Origin of the sequence: Bacillus cereus group sp. BfR-BA-01311, assembly GCF_022664295.1 — a bacterium.
In the GTDB taxonomy this organism is placed as follows: domain Bacteria; phylum Bacillota; class Bacilli; order Bacillales; family Bacillaceae_G; genus Bacillus_A; species Bacillus_A cereus.
Genome location: NZ_JAKUHC010000001.1, coordinates 701,233 through 719,029, shown reverse-complemented (window position 1 = coordinate 719,029; position 17,797 = coordinate 701,233). Strand labels below are relative to the sequence as shown.

The window sequence follows — 17,797 nt, the reverse complement described above, 5'->3', positions numbered from 1 at the left end:
GGCTTACTTCGACTCCTTTTCTTTGTAGATTTCATATTGTTCAGCTAAGTTGTAAGGCATTTTTTCGTACATGATTTCCATTAAATCAGTTACTTTTTGTTTTGGAGCTTGGTCAGCCTTAGCAATTGCTTGTTTGATATCTTCTTTTGCTTCTTCGATTACTGTCTCTTCAACTTCTTGAGACCATAGGCCTTTAGCTTCTAAGAACTTACGGAAGCGTACGATTGGGTCTTTTTGTTCCCATTCGTTTTCGATATCTTTTGTACGGTAACGAGTTGGGTCATCACCAGCCATTGTATGTGGACCGTAACGGAATGTTAAAGTCTCGATTAAAGTAGGGCCTTCGCCATTTACTGCGCGCTCACGAGCGAAAGCAGTTGCTGCGTATACAGCTAATGGATCCATACCGTCTACTTGAATTCCGTAAATACCTGCTGCTACTGCTTTTTGTGCTACAGTTTTAGCTGCAGATTGCTTTTCTACTGGAGTAGAGATTGCATAACGGTTGTTTTGAACAACGAAGATTGCTGGAGCTTTGAATGCACCTGCAAAGTTCATACCTTCGTAGAAGTCACCTTGTGAAGCACCACCGTCACCAGTGTAAGTAATTGCAACAGATTTTTTACCACGTAGTTTCATACCTAACGCAACACCAGCAGTTTGGATGATTTGCGCACCGATAATGATCTGTGGAGCTAATGCATTTACATTCTCAGGCATTTGGTTACCCATGAAGTGTCCACGAGAGAATAAGAATGCTTGGTATAATGGTAATCCGTGCCATACTAATTGTGGTACATCACGGTATCCTGGTAAGATGAAGTCTTCTGCTTCAAGTGCGAAATGACTTGCTAATTGAGAAGCTTCTTGTCCAGCTGTAGGTGCGTAGAAACCTAAACGTCCTTGACGGTTTAAAGAAATAGAACGTTGATCTAATACGCGAGTATACACCATACGACGCATTAATTCTTTTAATTGATCATCAGATAATTCAGGCATAGCTGCTTCATTCACAACTTCACCGTTTTCATTTAAAATTTGTAATGTTTCAAATTGAGCTGCGATAGCTTTCATTTGCTCATCAACATTAAATAGGGTCTTTTTTGTTTTAGTACCCATTCCGTTCACCTCTTCCTCTCTTGAACCATATTCTGAAACGCTTTCACTGGCTATTTTCCAGTTTAAAAAGCGCAACGATGTAAACCAACATGTTTGTATGTCGGTTGAGAATAATTTTGTGTACCTAACAATCTGTACTAATGTTTTTTCAGAAACATATTAATACAATCTTGATCACGTTTTTTAGTTTACAACTATTCTAATTACGATGTCAATTACTTTGAATACGTTTTTTTATAAATAATATGCAGGTTTCTACTACACAAACGTGTTTTTATTTTTTACATCTGTATTAGTAAGCATTGACCTACTGTTATATTATTCCCTTTTTCACTTATTTTTTCTCTTAGAATAATATGTAAACGATTTAATTCTCTTTAGTTTTTCTCTCTTCGTAACAAAAATATACAAACTACTCTTCCTTTTTTAGGTAAATACCTATACATTTCTACCCTCTCTTCCATACATTATAGTAACCGCAGTATTAGCGGGAAATGATAAAGGAGGTCATCTCATGTACGGATACTCATATTGCTATCCAACTTGTTCATATCCTTCCTACGGTTATGGCGGTTCTTGTGGCGGGTCTGGACGCGGCTTCGCCTTAATCGTTGTGTTGTTTATTCTTTTAATTATCGTTGGTGCTGCTTGCATTCGCTAATTGTAAAACGAAACAACTATGGAAAGAAAAAGACGGCTTTGCCGTCTTTTTCTGTTTATCACATACATAACTACTCTATAATAGAACGAGTTCCAAAATGCCTTCCCTTTCTTGCCGATGACTTTTTCCATCTCCTTTGGTAGACTAAAGAGGAAAGGAGAGATTACATATGCTTACAATGAAAGATGTTATTCGCGAAGGAGATCCTATTTTGCGCAACGTTGCAGAAGAGGTGTCCTTACCGGCAAGCGAAGAAGATACAACTACCTTAAAAGAAATGATTGAATTCGTAATAAATAGCCAAGATCCTGAAATGGCTGAAAAATATAGTTTACGCCCTGGAATCGGATTAGCGGCTCCGCAAATCGGTGTTTCAAAAAAAATGATTGCAGTTCATGTAACCGATGCGGATGGTACATTATATAGCCATGCATTATTCAATCCAAAAATCATTAGCCATTCTGTTGAACGTACATATTTACAGGGTGGTGAAGGCTGTCTATCTGTAGACCGCGAAGTACCTGGTTATGTTCCTCGTTATACAAGAATTACAGTAAAAGCAACTTCTATTAACGGAGAAGAAGTAAAATTACGTTTAAAAGGTTTACCAGCAATCGTATTTCAGCACGAGATTGACCATTTAAATGGCGTTATGTTCTATGACCATATCAATAAAGAAAATCCTTTTGCCGCTCCTGATGATTCCAAACCTCTAGAGCGATAATAATAAAAAGGCGGAAGTTAATCTTCCGCCTTTTTATTATGAAATGGGTTCCATATTCACTTATAGCAATCCAGCCCACTTTAGTCCATGATATATACCGTCTTCATTAACATCCTTTGTCACATGATTTGCAAGTTTTTTCAAGTCTTCATGGCCATTTCCCATCACAATACCTGTGCCAACGGCTTCGATCATTTCTAAATCATTTAAGCCATCTCCAAATGCATACACTTGATCACGATTAAAACCTAACTTTTCAATGTATTTCTCAATTCCTTTTGCCTTAGAACCACCATTCGGAATGATATCCATTGAATATGCATGCCAACGAATAAAATGAAAATCTGGATAATGATTAATAAACTTTTCCTCTTCATTTACTTCACAAAAAAGTAGTGTTTGATAAATATTACGTTCCTCATAAAAATTAGGCTCATATGCTGGATGCTCAAAGTTTAAGCTTCCAAAGCCTTCTTTCACATAATCATGATATTCCACTGATGCTCTCATATCTTGATGGTCAAGATATACAAGTGGATATCCTTCTTGTTTTGCAAACTGAGTAAACTTATGTAAAGCATCTGGATGTAACGGATTATTAAATATTACCTCATCTTCAAAGACAACATATTGTCCATTAAAACTAACATAATTATGTATATCAAGTTCCTTACGAATATCTTCGAACATAAATGGCGCGCGCCCTGTCGCAATTGCTACATGCACACCTTTTTCTTGTAACTGTTTTACTGCATCTCGTGTAGATTGCGGAATTTTTTTATCATGATCTAATAATGTTCCATCAATATCAAAAAAGACAATTTTATCATTCATTTGTCAAAATCCTTTCTGGCACTCTATATTCCTATTTTGAATATCACTTTTCAAATTCTAAAAAAAAGTATAACATATTAAACATCTGTGAAGAAAGCGTTCCCTTTCTGACCTTATTTGTAAACTTTGCATATATATATTAGTAAAACATGTGGATACTTGTTCGTATGAATTTTCTTTTCCATTCTTCCTCATACTATACCTATAACTAACGGCTACTAATCGTTACTATAGAATAACTTTCACTGTATGGGAAAGGACAAGATTCACCATTCACTTTTGTCCTATCTCTTATATCAGAGATAGAGTTTTCACTAGTAATAGGCATGTTTAAAATAAGGAAAGGAAGGAGTAATCATGCTGAAGAAGCTGAAGAAAAAGCTCAAGCGTTATTTAAATGGTCTAGTCCGTAAAAAGACAGTCGCTTAAATTGTGCCCATTTCGGGCTTTTTCTTCATTCTCATTCGAAAAAACATGAAAATCGTGACTGTTTGCTTTATAATAAGTAACAGATAATGCAAAACATAGACAAGGAGAGGTTTTCCAAATGATTTTTAAAGTATTTTATCAAGAAAAATTAACTGAGGTTCCAGTACGTGAAAATACAAAAGTTTTATATTTAGAGGCTACGTCTGAAAAGGATGTTCGTACAAAATTAAATAAGTTCGCATATAATATCGAGTTTGTTCAGTCTGTTACTGGCGCTCATCTTGAATATGAAAAAGAAAACGCTGATTTAACATTAGCGGAAATCGTATAGCGATATGAAATTTCTAAAAAACGACCAAGTTGCTGTATTTGCTCTCGGTGGGCTTGGTGAAATCGGTAAAAATACATACGCTGTTCAATTTCAAGATGAAATTATTATAATTGATGCTGGAATTAAATTTCCAGAGGACGAACTTCTCGGAATCGATTATGTAATACCAGACTACACTTATTTTGTGCGAAACGAAGATAAAATTAAAGGGTTATTCATTACACATGGTCACGAAGATCATATCGGCGGAATCCCTTACCTATTACGTCAAGTGAACATTCCAATTTACGGCGGAAAATTAGCAATTGCACTCATCAAAAACAAACTAGAAGAACACGGCTTACTTCGTAAAGCAAAACTTTACGAGATTCAAGAAGATGACGTTATTAAATTCAAAAAAACGTCTGTATCCTTCTTCCGTACAACTCACAGTATTCCAGATTCGTACGGCGTTGTTGTGAAAACACCTCAAGGTCAAGTCGTTCATACAGGTGACTTCAAATTTGACTTCACACCAGTTGGTGAACCAGCTGATTTAACAAAAATGGCTGAAATCGGTAAAGATGGCGTACTATGTCTATTATCTGATAGTACGAACAGTGAAGTTCCAAACTTTACTATGTCTGAGCGTCGCGTTGGTGATAGCATTCAAGACATTTTCCGTAAAGTAGAAGGACGGATTATATTCGCAACCTTTGCATCAAATATTCACCGCTTACAACAAGTTGTTGAAGCTGCTGTTGAAAACAACCGTAAAGTAGCTGTGTTTGGTCGAAGTATGGAAGCAGCGATTGAAATTGGACAAAACCTTGGTTATATTCGTTGCCCGAAAGATACATTCATAGATGCATCTCAACTAAACCGCTTACCAGCTAATAAAGTTGTTATTTTATGTACAGGTAGTCAAGGTGAACCGATGGCAGCACTTTCACGTATTGCAAACGGTACACACCGCCAAATTCAAATTATTCCTGGAGATACAGTTGTTTTCTCTTCTTCACCAATTCCAGGAAATACAATTAGCGTAAGTCGTACAATTAACATGTTGTACCGCGCTGGCGCTGATGTAATTCATGGGAAACTTTCAAATATCCATACAAGTGGACACGGTGGACAAGAAGAACAAAAGTTAATGTTACGTCTAATTAAACCGAAGTACTTCATGCCAATTCATGGTGAATATCGTATGCAGCGTATGCACATGAACATAGCAAATGATTGTGGCATCCCTGAAGAAAATTGCTTCATTATGGATAATGGCGATGTTCTTGCTTTACGTTCGGATGAAGCTAGCGTAGCTGGAAAAATCCCATCTGGTTCGGTCTACATTGATGGAAACGGTATTGGAGATATTGGCAATATCGTATTACGCGATCGTCGTATCCTTTCTGAAGAAGGACTTGTAATTGTAGTTGTAAGCATTGATATGAAAGAATTTAAAGTTGCAGCAGGACCTGATATCATCTCACGCGGTTTCGTTTACATGCGTGAAAGTAGCGATTTAATCAATGATGCACAAACATTAATTACAACTCATTTAGAAAAAGTAATGGAGCGTAAAACAACACAATGGTCTGAAATTAAAAATGAAATTACAGACACATTAGCTCCATTCCTATATGAGAAAACGAAACGCCGTCCAATGATTTTACCAATCATTATGGAAATATAAGAAAAGGACAATGCCATGAAGGCATTGTCCTTTTCTTTTCTCTTATCTTAAAAAGTGTTTAAATCGATCCACTTCATCGTCATGACCAATGACAATTAATATATCTCCTGCTTGAATATTCTCCGTAGCTCGAGGGGATACGATAACTTCTTTGCCTCGTTTAATTGCTACAATATTCAATCCAAACTTCGCACGAATATCTAATTCAATTAAAGAGTGCCCATCAATTTTTTTATTCGCAATAATCTCTACAATACTATGCTCATCTGAAAGCTCAAGGTAGTCTAACACATTGCTTGATGCAATATTATTAGCAATCCTTTTTCCCATATCACGTTCTGGATGCACAATATGATCTGCACCTATTTTACTTAACACTTTTTCATGATAATCATTTTGAGCTTTTACAGTAATATTTTTTACACCCAACTCTTTCAAAATCAAAGTCGTTAAAATACTTGAATTTAAATTATCTCCAATAGCAACGACTACGTGATCAAAATTTCGAATACCAAGGCTTTTTAATACCATCTCATCTGTTGAATCTGCAATTACAGCATGCGAAGCTATATTTGCAAATTCATTAATTTTATCCTCATCTGAATCGATTGCCATTACTTCCATACCTAATTGAGCTAGTTCTCGGCAAATACTTCCACCAAAGCGACCAAGTCCAATGACAGCAAATTCTTTTTCTTTCTCACCCACAGGAATTCCTCCAATAACTTCAAGTACTATTTATTTTCAGTGTAACACACTTTATATGCGTCACAAAAACTGTAATTAGCTCTTATTTTTGTTTTTGTATATAAAAATATTGTTGTAAGTAAAAAGCGATACCAACAAGTAGCATAGCAAATACAAATATATTTCCAAAAGAACTAAATGTTTCAAAAACGAATAATAATGTTTCTTGACCAAAAAAGGCAAATAGAAGCTGTGTGAATGCAAATAACAACGCCCATATGTAATGATGTTGATGGAATAAATAATGCGTTGCACCTAAAAAAGCAATAAACGAAAAGATAAAGATCCACCAATTTTCTAAAAATAGTTGCCAATTAGAAAATTGATATCCATTTACTAATATCGCAATAAGCGCGATAACTACCATCGTCGGCACACTCCAAAATAATGCCCGTCCTCTAAAGAAACGAGTGCCTTTAACATCTCCTTTTTCATGTGCAATATATGTTAGTACTACTGTGCTTATATACAAAACAGAAAGAATTGTTAAAACGATAATAAGCCAAAAATGTAATTGATAATATTCATGCTCTATATTTGTCACGATTGCAGCTAACATGCACGGAATTAACATTCCCGTCCAACCATCTACTTTTCTTTCATTCCAAAAGACCGTATTACCAATCCTTATTCCTAACAACATAAAAATAATGATACCCAATACAAATAACGTAGTTTTATTCCCTACTAAACTCGTTGAAAAAGCAATTAATCCAATAAATAAAAAGAGCACAAACCCATTCATAATTTCTAGTACAGGTGATAAATATCTCTTCACCCATTTGTATGTTTCGTCATATTCATTATTATCTACTAGACGATAGGCATAAAAACTTATCCCAAAATAAACCGCCGCAATAATAACATACGCATATAAGACGAAACATAAAATCGCACTGCTAATTTGCACGTAATTCCCCACCCTTTTTTCTATGTTTCACATTGATTTTACACACTTTTCATACTAAAAGTAAACATATATAAGTTAGTCAAATAATTAATAATGAGCAGTGGCTAAACCCCCTGCTCATTATTAAAACAGTACAATTAACTTTAATTCTTCCATTTGTATGTAAATGTCTAAAATCAATCTATACGAGCGTTACTTACACCTCAGAACAAAAAGTTTTTTGGAACCTTCAAGAAAGTGGAAGTTTTATTTTCTATTCCCTTTCCACTTTACATATTGGCTTAAAAATGTAATTGCCTTTTCAATCACTTCTTCGTCTGGTTTTAATTTTGCATGATGTAAACCATATTCTGAATTTACTCCAAGCCAAAACATAAATCCAGGGATTTCTCGAAGCATATAACCAAAATCTTCACCCGTCATTGCCTCAGTACATGTAATAACATTCATATCAGTTTGTTTATGTACAAATTCCATAAACTCTCTCGTTAACTCTTCATGGTTATATACTTGATGATACATTGCTCCGTAATCTATAATCGCCTCACACTGGAAAGAAGCTTCGATACCTGCAACAATTGACTCAATTCTGCTTTTCACACGCTTCATTGATTCCACTGATAATGTTCGAATCGTTCCTTCTAAACGAGATTTTTCTGCAATAATATTTTGAACCGTACCACCAGTAATTTTCCCGATTGTAATTACTGCACTATCAAGAGGATTTACATTGCGACTAATAACGGATTGAAGCTGTGTAACAAGATGACTCGCTGCAACAATCATGTCATTTGCAGTATGTGGATAGGCAGCATGGCCACCTTTCCCTTTTAAATCAATATATAATTCTGAAGTATTGGCAAATAACAGTCCTTCTTTCGTTGCAATTGTCCCCACAGCGTATTCTGGTGCAATATGAAGACCAAGAATTATATTTGGTTTCCATTCTTTTAACTCTTCACTTTCTAACATAGGAAGAGCACCGCCTGGTCCTTCTTCTGCTGGCTGGAATAGAAATACAAGGTCATCATCTATTCTTTCGCTCACAGCTTTCGTTAGAAGGCCTAAACCGATTGTTGTATGTACATCATGGCCACATGCATGCATCATTCCTTCATGAATAGAAGCAAACTCGTATCCAGTTTCCTCTGTAATTGGTAAACCGTCTATATCTGCACGATAACCTATTATTTTTTCGGGATTTTTTCCATTTACTTTAACGATTACACCCGTTTTCCATGTCTTCACTTCCACAAATTCATGAGAAAGTGTTCCTATATAATCTAAAATATACTGTTGTGTTTTCCATTCCTTAAATCCGATTTCTGGAATTCTATGTAGATCTCTACGAATTTGGACAAATTTGCTTACTGTCATTTTTGCACCTCTATCTATAAAAAGCGTAAGAGCCCATTTACGCTCTTACGCTTTTTTTACTTTTTATTTCTCTGGGTTTAATTGACGAAGCTCTTGTTTAATTTCTGTTTTTGCTTTTGTCTTCTCATCAATTTCTTTAATTACACGTGCTGGAGTACCTGCAACAACTGTGTATGGAGGCACATCTTCTGTTACAACAGCTCCCGCTGCTACAACTGCACCTTTACCTACTGTAACACCCTCTAAAACAACTACATTTGCACCGATTACTACATCATCTTCAACGATAACTGGTTTTGCAGAAGGTGGCTCAATAACACCTGCAAGTACAGCACCTGCACCTACGTGACAGTTTTTACCGACTGTTGCACGTCCACCAAGTACTGCGTTCATGTCGATCATAGAACCTTCACCAATTACAGCACCAATGTTAATTGTTGCATTCATCATAATTACAGCGTTGTCACCAATTTCAACATGGTCACGAATAATAGCACCTGGCTCGATGCGAGCTTTAATACCTTTTAAATCAAGCATTGGGATTGCAGAATTACGACGATCGTTTTCTACAACGTAGTCAACGATGTGCTTATTATTCTCATCAAGAATTGTCTTAATTTCAGACCATTCTCCGAATAATACACCTGATTTTTTATTCACAAATGCTTGTACTGTTTCAGGGAATGTTACTTCTTTTAAATCCCCTTTTATGTATACCTTTACAGGAGTTTTCTTTTCACTTTTTTGAATAAACGAAATAATTTCGTTAGCGTCCATCATTTTCATTCTTGTTGCCTCCTAAATCCATTTATAATGTTACTCTACCAAACGAAAGAGCGAGTAGCAAGATAATAATCTTATTTTCCCCTTTGAATTTCTTCTATAATTTCTAAAAATGCTTGTACTTGCTTCAACTGCCTTGCCGAGTCACTTGTTAACAACCATGTTTCTCTCGTCAGTTGAACAGGTGTTTTATACATATTTTCCTGTACTTCCTTTAAAACAGTAGAAGGTAAAAGGGCATAACCTATACCATTTAAAACAAGTTGTTTACATGTTTCAATTTGGTCAACTACAATCGTTCGCTTAGGCGGATTAGAAAATAAACCATACCACCAATTTTGTATTTGTCCATAATAAGTCGAGTCACTTTTAAATTGAATGAACGGCCTATTTGTTTCTTTTAACATCGAAATATCTTTTATTTCTTTATCAACTAAATACAGTTCATCTTCAAATAATTGTTGCTTCTGACCTTTATATTCTTGTGTTCCCCTCAGTATAGCAACATGCACGTCTCCTTCATAAAACTGCTTTTGCACTTCACTACTCCATCCAGTAAACAGCGATATCTTTACAGAAGGATATTTATGCACAAACTTTTTCAAAACAGGTGGGAGCCAATATTGACCAATAACTGATGCAACAGCTATTTTTAACGTTCCATGAGTTTCCGTTCTGAAAACAGCCAGCTCACTTTTTATATCTTCTTCCCTTTGCAACATTTCTTTGGCATAATTTGCAACTTTTTCCCCTTCAGGTGTAATTGTCAATCCTTTTTGTGAGCGAATAAAAAACTTCATTCCCCATTGTTTCTCCATAGATTGTAATCGTTGACTCAGCGCAGGTTGGGAAACAAATAAACGTTCCGCCGCTTTTCTCATATTTGATTCCTGAGCTAACACAACCATCATTTGAAAATCATCAATTTGCAACTTTCTCCCTCTTTCCTTAGCTTCCATACACCTTATTTCAATAAGCTTTTCATCCTTAATTTACCCGAATGCTTTCATTCAGAAAATACAATTGTCCAGCACAAACTTTCCTTATGTTTTATGTCTTTTTAAATATAATACATACACAAGTGATATGCACGAAAAAAAAGTGACTTCTTCGTTTCTATGAAGTCACTTTTTTCACTTTATCGATTATGTTGCCTTACTTTCTTATTCAACAATTTTAAAATAGCCCGACGTGTTAAAATCCCCTCAAAATAGCCTTCTTCATTAACAGCGCAAATAAAAGGATGATCAATTGTCATTTCTAAAGCTTTTGCAAATGAATCGTCTAATTTAAGAACAGGTATATCTTCTTTCATCACCTGCTCTACTTTCATATCATCGAGCCTTTCAAACTCAATACGTTCTAATCCTAACATACCATCTAATATCATGGCAGTACTAATCAAACCATGTAGTTTATACATTGGATCTAAGACAGGTATCGCTGAATATCCAGATTTTACAAGAACGAGTAAAGCATGTTCTAAACTATTTCCAATTTGGACATGAGCTACTTTTTCCGATGAAATCATTAAATCCTTCACAAGAATTTGTTGAAATTCGTCTTTCGGAATACTAATCATATTACATCCCCCATTTTCCCTTTTTCCTGCTTATGTTCACAACTCTATTCACATTTTATGACAGCGTTTTCATATTATTATTTTGTCCTAAATTTATTTCAATAAAAATACAATCACACAGCTATTTTAGCATACCGCACAAAAAAAAGACTACCATTCCGGTAGCGCTTAATACCCTTTATTTTTTAATCTGTAAAATAACCTTGTGATTTTTTTATATTGCATCACATCTGTCTGTTTCAAACCATTCTCAATATCTGTAAGTTCCACAGCTAAAATTTCACTTGCGTAATTTTGCTGAAATAAAATATCTAGTAGTAAACTTTCTTCTTCCTTCGTTAAAACAACTTCCCTTTGCATATACCCCTCTCCTTACACTCGCATCGTTACTCTTATTATATAAAAAATTCAACCTATTTAATAGATGTAATATTCAGTTTTTATTAAAAGATATGTAACAATCGTACACATACAAAAAAATCATTTCGTATATCGATTTGCATAGCTAAACGCCGCATAAGCATCCGGCTTAATTTTTGCAGTTAATCCCATCGCTCGAATTTTTTCTGTCATATCTAAAATAAATTCTTTTGTTAAGCCATCATTCCCAATGTCTAAATGAATTTCCATTATGAATCCAGCCCCATCTTGAGCATAAGGATGCAATAACTCCCATATTGTTTGTATATGAGTAGGCGTAAATAGACATGCGATTTCTTGACTAAACTGCGTTTCTAAATATATTTTCTCACGTAAGGTCGCTGGCTTATCTTTTACTGATCTATGGTGTAAACAACCCCAGGCACCTTTTCCAACACGATGAATATGGATTGCTGTAATAAACCTCGTATCCTTTTGATGCGCTTGCGAGTCTGTCCCAATGGATAATCGATACAAATTTCGCGGATCCTTTTCAATGAAACTACAAATACGGTTAAAGACCATATCAAAATTTAAATGTCTCTCTGAAACATTGTAAAATTTATGTGCACCGTCCACAGAGTCACGTCCTTTCAATTAGACAGACTTTTCGTATTCTCATTGTATGGGACAAAAACTAAAATTATAACTTCCTATCCTTTATTCGTTTCAATATTTCGAATTACAAAGTGACAAACTTGGCACGTATAAATTACATTTTGATTAGATTGAGCCGTTAATACATGAATAATCTCAGCAGAACTTTGACAATTAGGACAAATCACAACTGGTAAACGTTCCATACGATAACCTCCTAGTTATATTTCTCCCGCTATTTGCAAAACCCAGCGATAGTGAGAAGTTTAGCTTCACATATTCACCCGGTTGACGGGACTAATTATCCACATGGATAAGCAAACTTGCACGGATTAAATTTTCATTTTAATACCATTGTAGGAAAAATAAAAAACTTCTATACATTATGCTAGAAAGTAATAGAACTAAAAAAGGTACTGCCATGTGGCAGTACCTTTTTTATATGTATCAAGAAATGATATCGTAAATCTCAATTGCAACCATGTCGATATTATCGAATTGATATACTTGAGGTTTTTCACCTTGTTGATACACTTCTAACTCATACATTTCACTTTTATCGAAAAATTTCACGCTACATTTGCGCTCACCGTTCACTTCAAAATAGCGTTGTGCTACTTCACCGCTTTCAGCTTGTTCTTGTAGACTAACAAGTCGAGTTAAAATTCCTTGGAGTAGAGACATGAAATCTCTCCTTTCTCTGATCTTCCTACCAATAGGTTTTACAGCTATACTCATTCTATCCGTCATAACAGAAAAAATGTTCCACACTCTAGGATAAAGGTTATTGGCCAGAAACTCAACTAAAAATTTGTCGAAATGCGAAGGAAAAAACAGAAAGAACATATTTCTCCTTCATTATTGCGGTTTTTATACTGGAAGAATATAATAAAAAACAGAAAAAAGGAGGAATTACAATGAAAAAAATTGAGGTTTATACACAACCCGATTGTCCGCCATGTGTTATTGTAAAAGAATTTTTGAAGCATAATAACGTTGCATATGAAGAATTTGACGTAAAAAAAGACGCTGCTGCTCGCAATCGTCTTTTAAACGACTATGATTCCTATTCAACTCCAACAGTCGTAATTGATGGCGAAGTAGTTGCAGGTTTTCAAATTGAAAAGTTACAACAACTACTCAATATAGAATAGGAATAGGTAAATACCTATTCCTATTCTTATCCCGCTGTTTGTAGGTAGTAAAACTCCCACTAATTAAAAGTTTCACTTTATAATTGTTGCAACCTTTTTATTTCAGTTAAAAGTTCCTGACTTTCATGATATCCTGCTAACTTCCATTTATCTTGATCCCTTTTCAATGTTACAATTTGATATTGTCCACTTTTTGTCCGCTCATATACATATAAATTTTTATGCTCTTGATCATACGACATTTTCGTTTCTGAATTAAAAGAAAACGGTGCTTCTTTTGCCGGAAGTAAATATTCACCACTTTGTTTATCACTTCTGCTATTTTCATCTGTAAATACTTGAAGGAAATTATCTGTAAAATACGGTGATAACGTCTCTATCATCTTATTCATCGGCAAATGCTTCCCACGAATTGAAAACTGGGTTTCATAGCCTTTTTGTATCGTTGTAAATACTTCTTTCCGATCGACTTCCACTTCCTCTTTTCCTAAAACAGTGGTAACACTATAACCAACTAGAAAGGCAACACATACAAATAGAACAAGCCATATTCCATATTTCCTCATTTTTTCACCTTCCTTTAAAAAAACTTGTCTTTGTAGTATTCATTGTAACAATGATTATGCAAAGAAAGGACAGATTTCGTTCGTAAAATCTTTACAACGATAGACAGCATTTTCATCACCATTTTCACTATTACCAATTTATGATAAAAACAAACAAAAAATGCACGAATCTCTTCGTGCATTAAAATAAAACATCTTCTTCATATAAATATTCATAAGATAAATCTATAAATAAAAAGTTGTCATCATCAATCGGGAAAGAAAATGTTCGTACCATTTCTCCCGTTTCAATATCTGCATATAAATCTGAAAGCCTCGCCTTATTCTCAAAACGCATTTTCATTATATTCTCGAGAAAATACGGGCGCCAGCTCCAGTTCTTCATATAATAATCAGGCATCACAATCCATTCTCCATCTTTTTTCATAACATTTCCTGATTGTTGGAAACCATCTTCATTACAAATAAATATACGAAAACTACACTGTGATACACTTTGACTAAATTGTAATAACCAATCATTTATATCTTCATTCTTTTTTTGTTTTGATAAAACATCGCCAATGCGATCGCGTAACATCTCTGTTAAATTATAAATTTTTTGTAACTTCTTCTTTTCATGCTGAATAAACTGATGACATTCATTACCTAGTCGCTCTTTCAAAACATTCGTTTCAATAAAATCAGGTAAACATTCTTTTAAATAATTACCTTGATAATATCTTCCGCCGTTCTTCCAAGCATATTGCAGTTGATAAAAAGCATCTATTTCTTCATATAATAAAGTTGCACCAATTCTTCTAGCAAGTAATGATAAAGAATATAAAATATCTTGATAAGATTGTAAAAGTGCTGTTTGCCTTAAGTTCGTTAAATCTACTTTTAAAATATCAGGTGCTAACACGCTAATACGCTCTAAATTACTTGTACCCGTTCCGACTTTATTAATCGAAATTTGAATACCATATGTACGATAATACATAAGCAAATGATTAAATTGCTCTATATCTTCTTTACATTCATGCTCTGTAATCTCTAAAACAATTTGTTTTAAATTTAAACCTTGTTCTTCATACCTCAATAAAAGTTGAAGCAAGCTTTCATCATCATCATTCATTAATACATTAGCATTCCGATGTATAAATAATAATAATTTTTGATCGCTTTCTAAATAACGATTTAAAGCTTTTTCTACTATAATATTATCCGCTTCCAGTTGAAATTCACTTGGAATCGAATCATCGTGAAAGAAAGAAGCTAAACTTTGTATGCCCTCTTCTGTTTGAATACGTCCTACTACTTCATATCCAATTACAGTATGCTCATCAGCACTAAAAATAGCTTGATAATAAGGAAGGACTTTATCCAAGTTACTCATTACATCTAATGCATCTATCAACGTGCTTCCCTCCCTTTACTTTTCAAAAATTATAACATGATATTTACGGAAAAATAATAAAAAATCCCTTCAGTTTTCCTGAAGGGATTAGAGGGGTAAAATGCTAAGGGGAATTAGCAATTCTACTATGAAGAAAAAAGAGGTCTTAAATATAACGTATATATGACCTCTTGTAAACACTTTTCTTTCATATGTCACAATTCCGTCACATTTAACCGTAAAAAAATGAATCAAACATTCATTTTTTATCCCTTTTAAAATGGATATTGATGTAAATGTTGTCCTCCATCCATTGTCATGCAAGTTCCATTTATGTACGCAGCTTCATCTGAGCATAAATAATAAGCTAGACCAGCGATTTCTTCTGGCGTACCCAGCCTTCCAAGCGGAACACTTTGTATCGTACGCTTAGCCATTTCTTCTGAAATCCATAATTTATCAGCACCGCCCGTACGTTCAATTGGTCCTGGAGCGATAGCGTTAACTCGTATTCCATATTTACGTCCCCACTCAACAGCGAGCGTCTTCGTCATCGCTAATACTCCTGCCTTCGCTGCAGCCGAATGAATAACTCCTGGACCTGCATCCCATGCATATGTTGCTACCATGTTAATGATATTCCCTTTTATACCTTTTTCAATCCAATATTTTCCGACAGCATGGCTACAGTAAAATGTACCGTTTAATACAATATTAATGACCGAATTCCAGCCATTCACGGATAAATCTTCTGCTGGACAAATAAAGTTTCCAGCTGCATTATTTATTAAAACATCAATTCGACCAAACTTCTCATCAATCTGTTCAATCATTTTCTGAATGTCATCCGTATTTCTTACATCCATTTGTACAGGTAATACTTGCCCTGGAAATTGTTCAATTTCCAACTTTGTTTCCTCTAGTTTTTCTTTTGTACGTCCTGTAATAACAACTCGTGCCCCTTCTTTTGCAAAGCGAGTCGCCATTCCTTTTCCCATTCCACTCGATCCACCTGTTATAATAACTACCTTTTCTTTCACATACATCCCCTCCAAAAAAATGAATACACATTCATTTTATCACTTTATTTAATAGAAATCTTTATATTTTTAAACTTTTCTGATATTTTAATGTAAAGAACTTTCTTTTTATTCATTTTTTTCGTAATCTATACTAATTTTTTATTATGTAAAGTATATTTTTAAATAAACTGAAAGGAGATTTGAGTAGCCTGTAAATGGAATAAAAACATTGAGGTATACTCATATTTTTATGACGCACATTACAAGAAGAAATTTTTTGAAAATTGGTATGCGTACTTGTCTCTATTCATTTATAACCAGTGGCATCGGATACTACTATGCTAAATATATAGAACCCCATTTCATTTCTTTTACACAGCACACATTAAAATCACAACTCATCCCAAAAAGTTTTCATGGTATGAAAATTCTTCAATTCAGCGATTTACATCTCGGATACTATTTCTCGCTTCAACATTTATCTCAAGTTGTTTCTAAAATTAATGCTGTAAATCCAGATATTGTCCTTTTTACCGGAGATCTCATTGATAATTATCAAACGTATACTGACACTCCTTTTGTCGCGTCCATTTTAAAAAATATACAAGCCCCCTTCGGTAAATTCGCTATTTATGGTAACCATGATCACGGTGGATATGGAACTGAATACTATGAGCACATCATGCGTGAATCAGGATTTGAACTATTGCTAAATAGTAAAAAAAGAATTCGTCTAATGGATAATAGTGAAATTTCTATTTTCGGTCTCGATGATATACTACTAGGCAAACCAAAAATAGAGAAAACATTACAACATGCACGGCAAAATACTTATAACATCGTTCTTGTTCACGAGCCAGATATCGCGCCGCAAATTTCCAAATATCCAATCAACTTGCAACTTTCTGGTCATAGCCATGGCGGACAAGTACAAATTCCTTTTTTAGGGGCTATTATTACACCATTACTCGCCAAAGACTATATTGAAGGCTTCTATACGATGCAGGATTTAACTCTCTATGTCAATCGAGGCCTCGGAAGAACACGTGTCCCATTTCGTTTCATGTCAAAACCTGAAATCACAATTTTCACACTCCAACATTCGTAATAATTCGCCTATTTTCTTACATATCCTTTCTTGTACGCGCTCATCCATGTTTCGTTTACCATATGATAAAAGTGAGTCCAATAAAGGAGGTATGTTCATGTATCCATATTATCAACCAATTCCAGTCCGTTCAGCACCTATTGGTCCAGTAGGCGACTCACGCTTCTTCCCGTTTTTTGGCGTTCCCTTTCTAGCTGGAATTGCTGGTGGATTGCTCGGCGGAGCATTAGCTTTCGGCCCTCGACCATTTTATCCACCTTATCCACCACCTTTCCCGCCGCCAGCACCTTATCCTTGTTACGGTGGACCATGTCAGCAACCCTACTATTACTAGGTTAAAGTAACGATTCTTTCAAATATTATTCTCTCAACGAGCCATCTCA

The 17,797-nt window shown here is 34.8% G+C and carries 22 protein-coding genes; 7 read left to right on the top strand and 15 right to left on the bottom strand.

Annotated elements, in window-relative coordinates; translation table 11 throughout:
- Positions 1–3: 3 nt before the first annotated feature.
- On the bottom strand, positions 4–1,119 hold the full coding sequence (pdhA, locus tag MR136_RS03905) for a pyruvate dehydrogenase E1 component subunit alpha (RefSeq protein WP_000536895.1): 1,116 nt from the start codon (positions 1,117–1,119) through the stop codon (positions 4–6).
- A 514-nt stretch (positions 1,120–1,633) separates the two neighbouring features.
- Here pdhA and MR136_RS03900 point away from each other — a divergent pair.
- Positions 1,634–1,780 (top strand): YjcZ family sporulation protein, encoded by a 147-nt coding sequence (locus tag MR136_RS03900; protein WP_000274562.1) that lies wholly within the window; start codon positions 1,634–1,636, stop codon positions 1,778–1,780.
- A gap of 169 nt (positions 1,781–1,949) precedes the next feature.
- A complete protein-coding gene (gene def, locus MR136_RS03895) occupies positions 1,950–2,504 on the top strand; it encodes a peptide deformylase (protein ID WP_000957048.1) in 555 nt (184 codons plus the stop codon).
- 60 nt (positions 2,505–2,564) lie between these two features.
- Here def and MR136_RS03890 read toward each other — a convergent pair whose 3' ends face one another.
- Positions 2,565–3,338, bottom strand: a complete 774-nt coding sequence (locus MR136_RS03890) for a Cof-type HAD-IIB family hydrolase (RefSeq protein WP_000998268.1) — start codon at positions 3,336–3,338, stop codon at positions 2,565–2,567.
- Positions 3,339–3,885: 547 nt separating this feature from the next.
- Between MR136_RS03890 and MR136_RS03885 the strand changes: the two genes are divergently transcribed.
- Together MR136_RS03885 and rnjA are read left to right on the top strand one after the other, a co-directional pair.
- Positions 3,886–4,098, top strand: a complete 213-nt coding sequence (locus MR136_RS03885) for a DNA-dependent RNA polymerase subunit epsilon (protein WP_000576435.1) — start codon at positions 3,886–3,888, stop codon at positions 4,096–4,098.
- A gap of 4 nt (positions 4,099–4,102) precedes the next feature.
- Positions 4,103–5,770: a ribonuclease J1 gene (gene rnjA, locus MR136_RS03880; protein ID WP_000670377.1), complete on the top strand. Its 1,668-nt coding sequence runs from the start codon at positions 4,103–4,105 to the stop codon at positions 5,768–5,770.
- A 42-nt stretch (positions 5,771–5,812) separates the two neighbouring features.
- Here the strand turns inward: rnjA and MR136_RS03875 are convergent, their stop codons facing one another.
- The 10 genes from MR136_RS03875 to MR136_RS03830 form a co-directional block, all read right to left on the bottom strand.
- Positions 5,813–6,478, bottom strand: a complete 666-nt coding sequence (locus MR136_RS03875; protein WP_000504032.1) for a potassium channel family protein — start codon at positions 6,476–6,478, stop codon at positions 5,813–5,815.
- An 82-nt stretch (positions 6,479–6,560) separates the two neighbouring features.
- On the bottom strand, positions 6,561–7,427 hold the full coding sequence (locus MR136_RS03870) for a cytochrome c oxidase assembly protein (protein WP_001167324.1): 867 nt from the start codon (positions 7,425–7,427) through the stop codon (positions 6,561–6,563).
- Between the two features lie 246 nt (positions 7,428–7,673).
- A complete protein-coding gene (locus tag MR136_RS03865; protein ID WP_000218672.1) occupies positions 7,674–8,804 on the bottom strand; it encodes an N-acetyldiaminopimelate deacetylase in 1,131 nt (376 codons plus the stop codon).
- Positions 8,805–8,867: 63 nt separating this feature from the next.
- Complete coding sequence (gene dapD, locus MR136_RS03860; RefSeq protein ID WP_000783241.1) at positions 8,868–9,590, bottom strand: 2,3,4,5-tetrahydropyridine-2,6-dicarboxylate N-acetyltransferase; 723 nt, start codon at positions 9,588–9,590, stop codon at positions 8,868–8,870.
- A 71-nt stretch (positions 9,591–9,661) separates the two neighbouring features.
- Entirely contained in the window at positions 9,662–10,546 is an 885-nt protein-coding gene (locus MR136_RS03855; RefSeq protein WP_002026259.1) for a LysR family transcriptional regulator, read from the bottom strand.
- 179 nt (positions 10,547–10,725) lie between these two features.
- Positions 10,726–11,169, bottom strand: a complete 444-nt coding sequence (cbpB, locus tag MR136_RS03850) for a cyclic-di-AMP-binding protein CbpB (RefSeq protein WP_000623579.1) — start codon at positions 11,167–11,169, stop codon at positions 10,726–10,728.
- Positions 11,170–11,337: 168 nt separating this feature from the next.
- The gene (gene abbA, locus MR136_RS03845; RefSeq protein WP_001188692.1) at positions 11,338–11,529 is read right to left on the bottom strand and encodes an antirepressor AbbA; all 192 of its coding nucleotides are present in this window, start codon (positions 11,527–11,529) and stop codon (positions 11,338–11,340) included.
- Positions 11,530–11,649: 120 nt separating this feature from the next.
- Positions 11,650–12,168, bottom strand: a complete 519-nt coding sequence (locus tag MR136_RS03840) for a ribonuclease H-like YkuK family protein (RefSeq protein ID WP_000348489.1) — start codon at positions 12,166–12,168, stop codon at positions 11,650–11,652.
- A gap of 74 nt (positions 12,169–12,242) precedes the next feature.
- Complete coding sequence (locus MR136_RS03835) at positions 12,243–12,392, bottom strand: hypothetical protein (protein WP_000440540.1); 150 nt, start codon at positions 12,390–12,392, stop codon at positions 12,243–12,245.
- Between the two features lie 241 nt (positions 12,393–12,633).
- The gene (locus tag MR136_RS03830; RefSeq protein WP_000055151.1) at positions 12,634–12,870 is read right to left on the bottom strand and encodes a YkuJ family protein; all 237 of its coding nucleotides are present in this window, start codon (positions 12,868–12,870) and stop codon (positions 12,634–12,636) included.
- 233 nt (positions 12,871–13,103) lie between these two features.
- Between MR136_RS03830 and MR136_RS03825 the strand changes: the two genes are divergently transcribed.
- The gene (locus MR136_RS03825; protein WP_000717873.1) at positions 13,104–13,340 is read left to right on the top strand and encodes a glutaredoxin family protein; all 237 of its coding nucleotides are present in this window, start codon (positions 13,104–13,106) and stop codon (positions 13,338–13,340) included.
- Positions 13,341–13,417: 77 nt separating this feature from the next.
- Here the strand turns inward: MR136_RS03825 and MR136_RS03820 are convergent, their stop codons facing one another.
- The 3 genes from MR136_RS03820 to fadH all read right to left on the bottom strand — a co-directional run bounded on the left by MR136_RS03820 (position 13,418) and on the right by fadH (position 16,324).
- Positions 13,418–13,906, bottom strand: a complete 489-nt coding sequence (locus MR136_RS03820; protein WP_001233805.1) for a DUF3993 domain-containing protein — start codon at positions 13,904–13,906, stop codon at positions 13,418–13,420.
- A 181-nt stretch (positions 13,907–14,087) separates the two neighbouring features.
- A complete protein-coding gene (locus MR136_RS03815) occupies positions 14,088–15,305 on the bottom strand; it encodes an EAL domain-containing protein (RefSeq protein ID WP_000564306.1) in 1,218 nt (405 codons plus the stop codon).
- Between the two features lie 254 nt (positions 15,306–15,559).
- Positions 15,560–16,324 (bottom strand): 2,4-dienoyl-CoA reductase, encoded by a 765-nt coding sequence (gene fadH / locus MR136_RS03810; RefSeq protein ID WP_000660913.1) that lies wholly within the window; start codon positions 16,322–16,324, stop codon positions 15,560–15,562.
- Between the two features lie 232 nt (positions 16,325–16,556).
- Here fadH and MR136_RS03805 point away from each other — a divergent pair, with 232 nt between their 5' ends.
- Positions 16,557–17,414, top strand: a complete 858-nt coding sequence (locus MR136_RS03805; protein ID WP_061457698.1) for a metallophosphoesterase — start codon at positions 16,557–16,559, stop codon at positions 17,412–17,414.
- A gap of 97 nt (positions 17,415–17,511) precedes the next feature.
- On the top strand, positions 17,512–17,748 hold the full coding sequence (locus MR136_RS03800; protein ID WP_000283738.1) for a hypothetical protein: 237 nt from the start codon (positions 17,512–17,514) through the stop codon (positions 17,746–17,748).
- Positions 17,749–17,797 lie beyond the last annotated feature (49 nt).

Excerpts from the sequence above, each read along its gene's own strand:
- pdhA (WP_000536895.1), bottom strand. The coding sequence starts at position 1,119 with ATGGGTACTAAAACAAAAAAGACCCTATTTAATGTTGATGAGCAAATG.
- MR136_RS03900 (WP_000274562.1), top strand. The coding sequence starts at position 1,634 with ATGTACGGATACTCATATTGCTATCCAACTTGTTCATATCCTTCCTAC.
- def (WP_000957048.1), top strand. The coding sequence starts at position 1,950 with ATGCTTACAATGAAAGATGTTATTCGCGAAGGAGATCCTATTTTGCGC.
- MR136_RS03890 (WP_000998268.1), bottom strand. The coding sequence starts at position 3,338 with ATGAATGATAAAATTGTCTTTTTTGATATTGATGGAACATTATTAGAT.
- MR136_RS03885 (WP_000576435.1), top strand. The coding sequence starts at position 3,886 with ATGATTTTTAAAGTATTTTATCAAGAAAAATTAACTGAGGTTCCAGTA.
- rnjA (WP_000670377.1), top strand. The coding sequence starts at position 4,103 with ATGAAATTTCTAAAAAACGACCAAGTTGCTGTATTTGCTCTCGGTGGG.
- MR136_RS03865 (WP_000218672.1), bottom strand. The coding sequence starts at position 8,804 with ATGACAGTAAGCAAATTTGTCCAAATTCGTAGAGATCTACATAGAATT.
- dapD (WP_000783241.1), bottom strand. The coding sequence starts at position 9,590 with ATGAAAATGATGGACGCTAACGAAATTATTTCGTTTATTCAAAAAAGT.
- MR136_RS03855 (WP_002026259.1), bottom strand. The coding sequence starts at position 10,546 with ATGGAAGCTAAGGAAAGAGGGAGAAAGTTGCAAATTGATGATTTTCAA.
- cbpB (WP_000623579.1), bottom strand. The coding sequence starts at position 11,169 with ATGATTAGTATTCCGAAAGACGAATTTCAACAAATTCTTGTGAAGGAT.
- abbA (WP_001188692.1), bottom strand. The coding sequence starts at position 11,529 with ATGCAAAGGGAAGTTGTTTTAACGAAGGAAGAAGAAAGTTTACTACTA.
- MR136_RS03835 (WP_000440540.1), bottom strand. The coding sequence starts at position 12,392 with ATGGAACGTTTACCAGTTGTGATTTGTCCTAATTGTCAAAGTTCTGCT.
- MR136_RS03830 (WP_000055151.1), bottom strand. The coding sequence starts at position 12,870 with ATGTCTCTACTCCAAGGAATTTTAACTCGACTTGTTAGTCTACAAGAA.
- MR136_RS03825 (WP_000717873.1), top strand. The coding sequence starts at position 13,104 with ATGAAAAAAATTGAGGTTTATACACAACCCGATTGTCCGCCATGTGTT.
- MR136_RS03820 (WP_001233805.1), bottom strand. The coding sequence starts at position 13,906 with ATGAGGAAATATGGAATATGGCTTGTTCTATTTGTATGTGTTGCCTTT.
- MR136_RS03805 (WP_061457698.1), top strand. The coding sequence starts at position 16,557 with ATGACGCACATTACAAGAAGAAATTTTTTGAAAATTGGTATGCGTACT.
- MR136_RS03800 (WP_000283738.1), top strand. The coding sequence starts at position 17,512 with ATGTATCCATATTATCAACCAATTCCAGTCCGTTCAGCACCTATTGGT.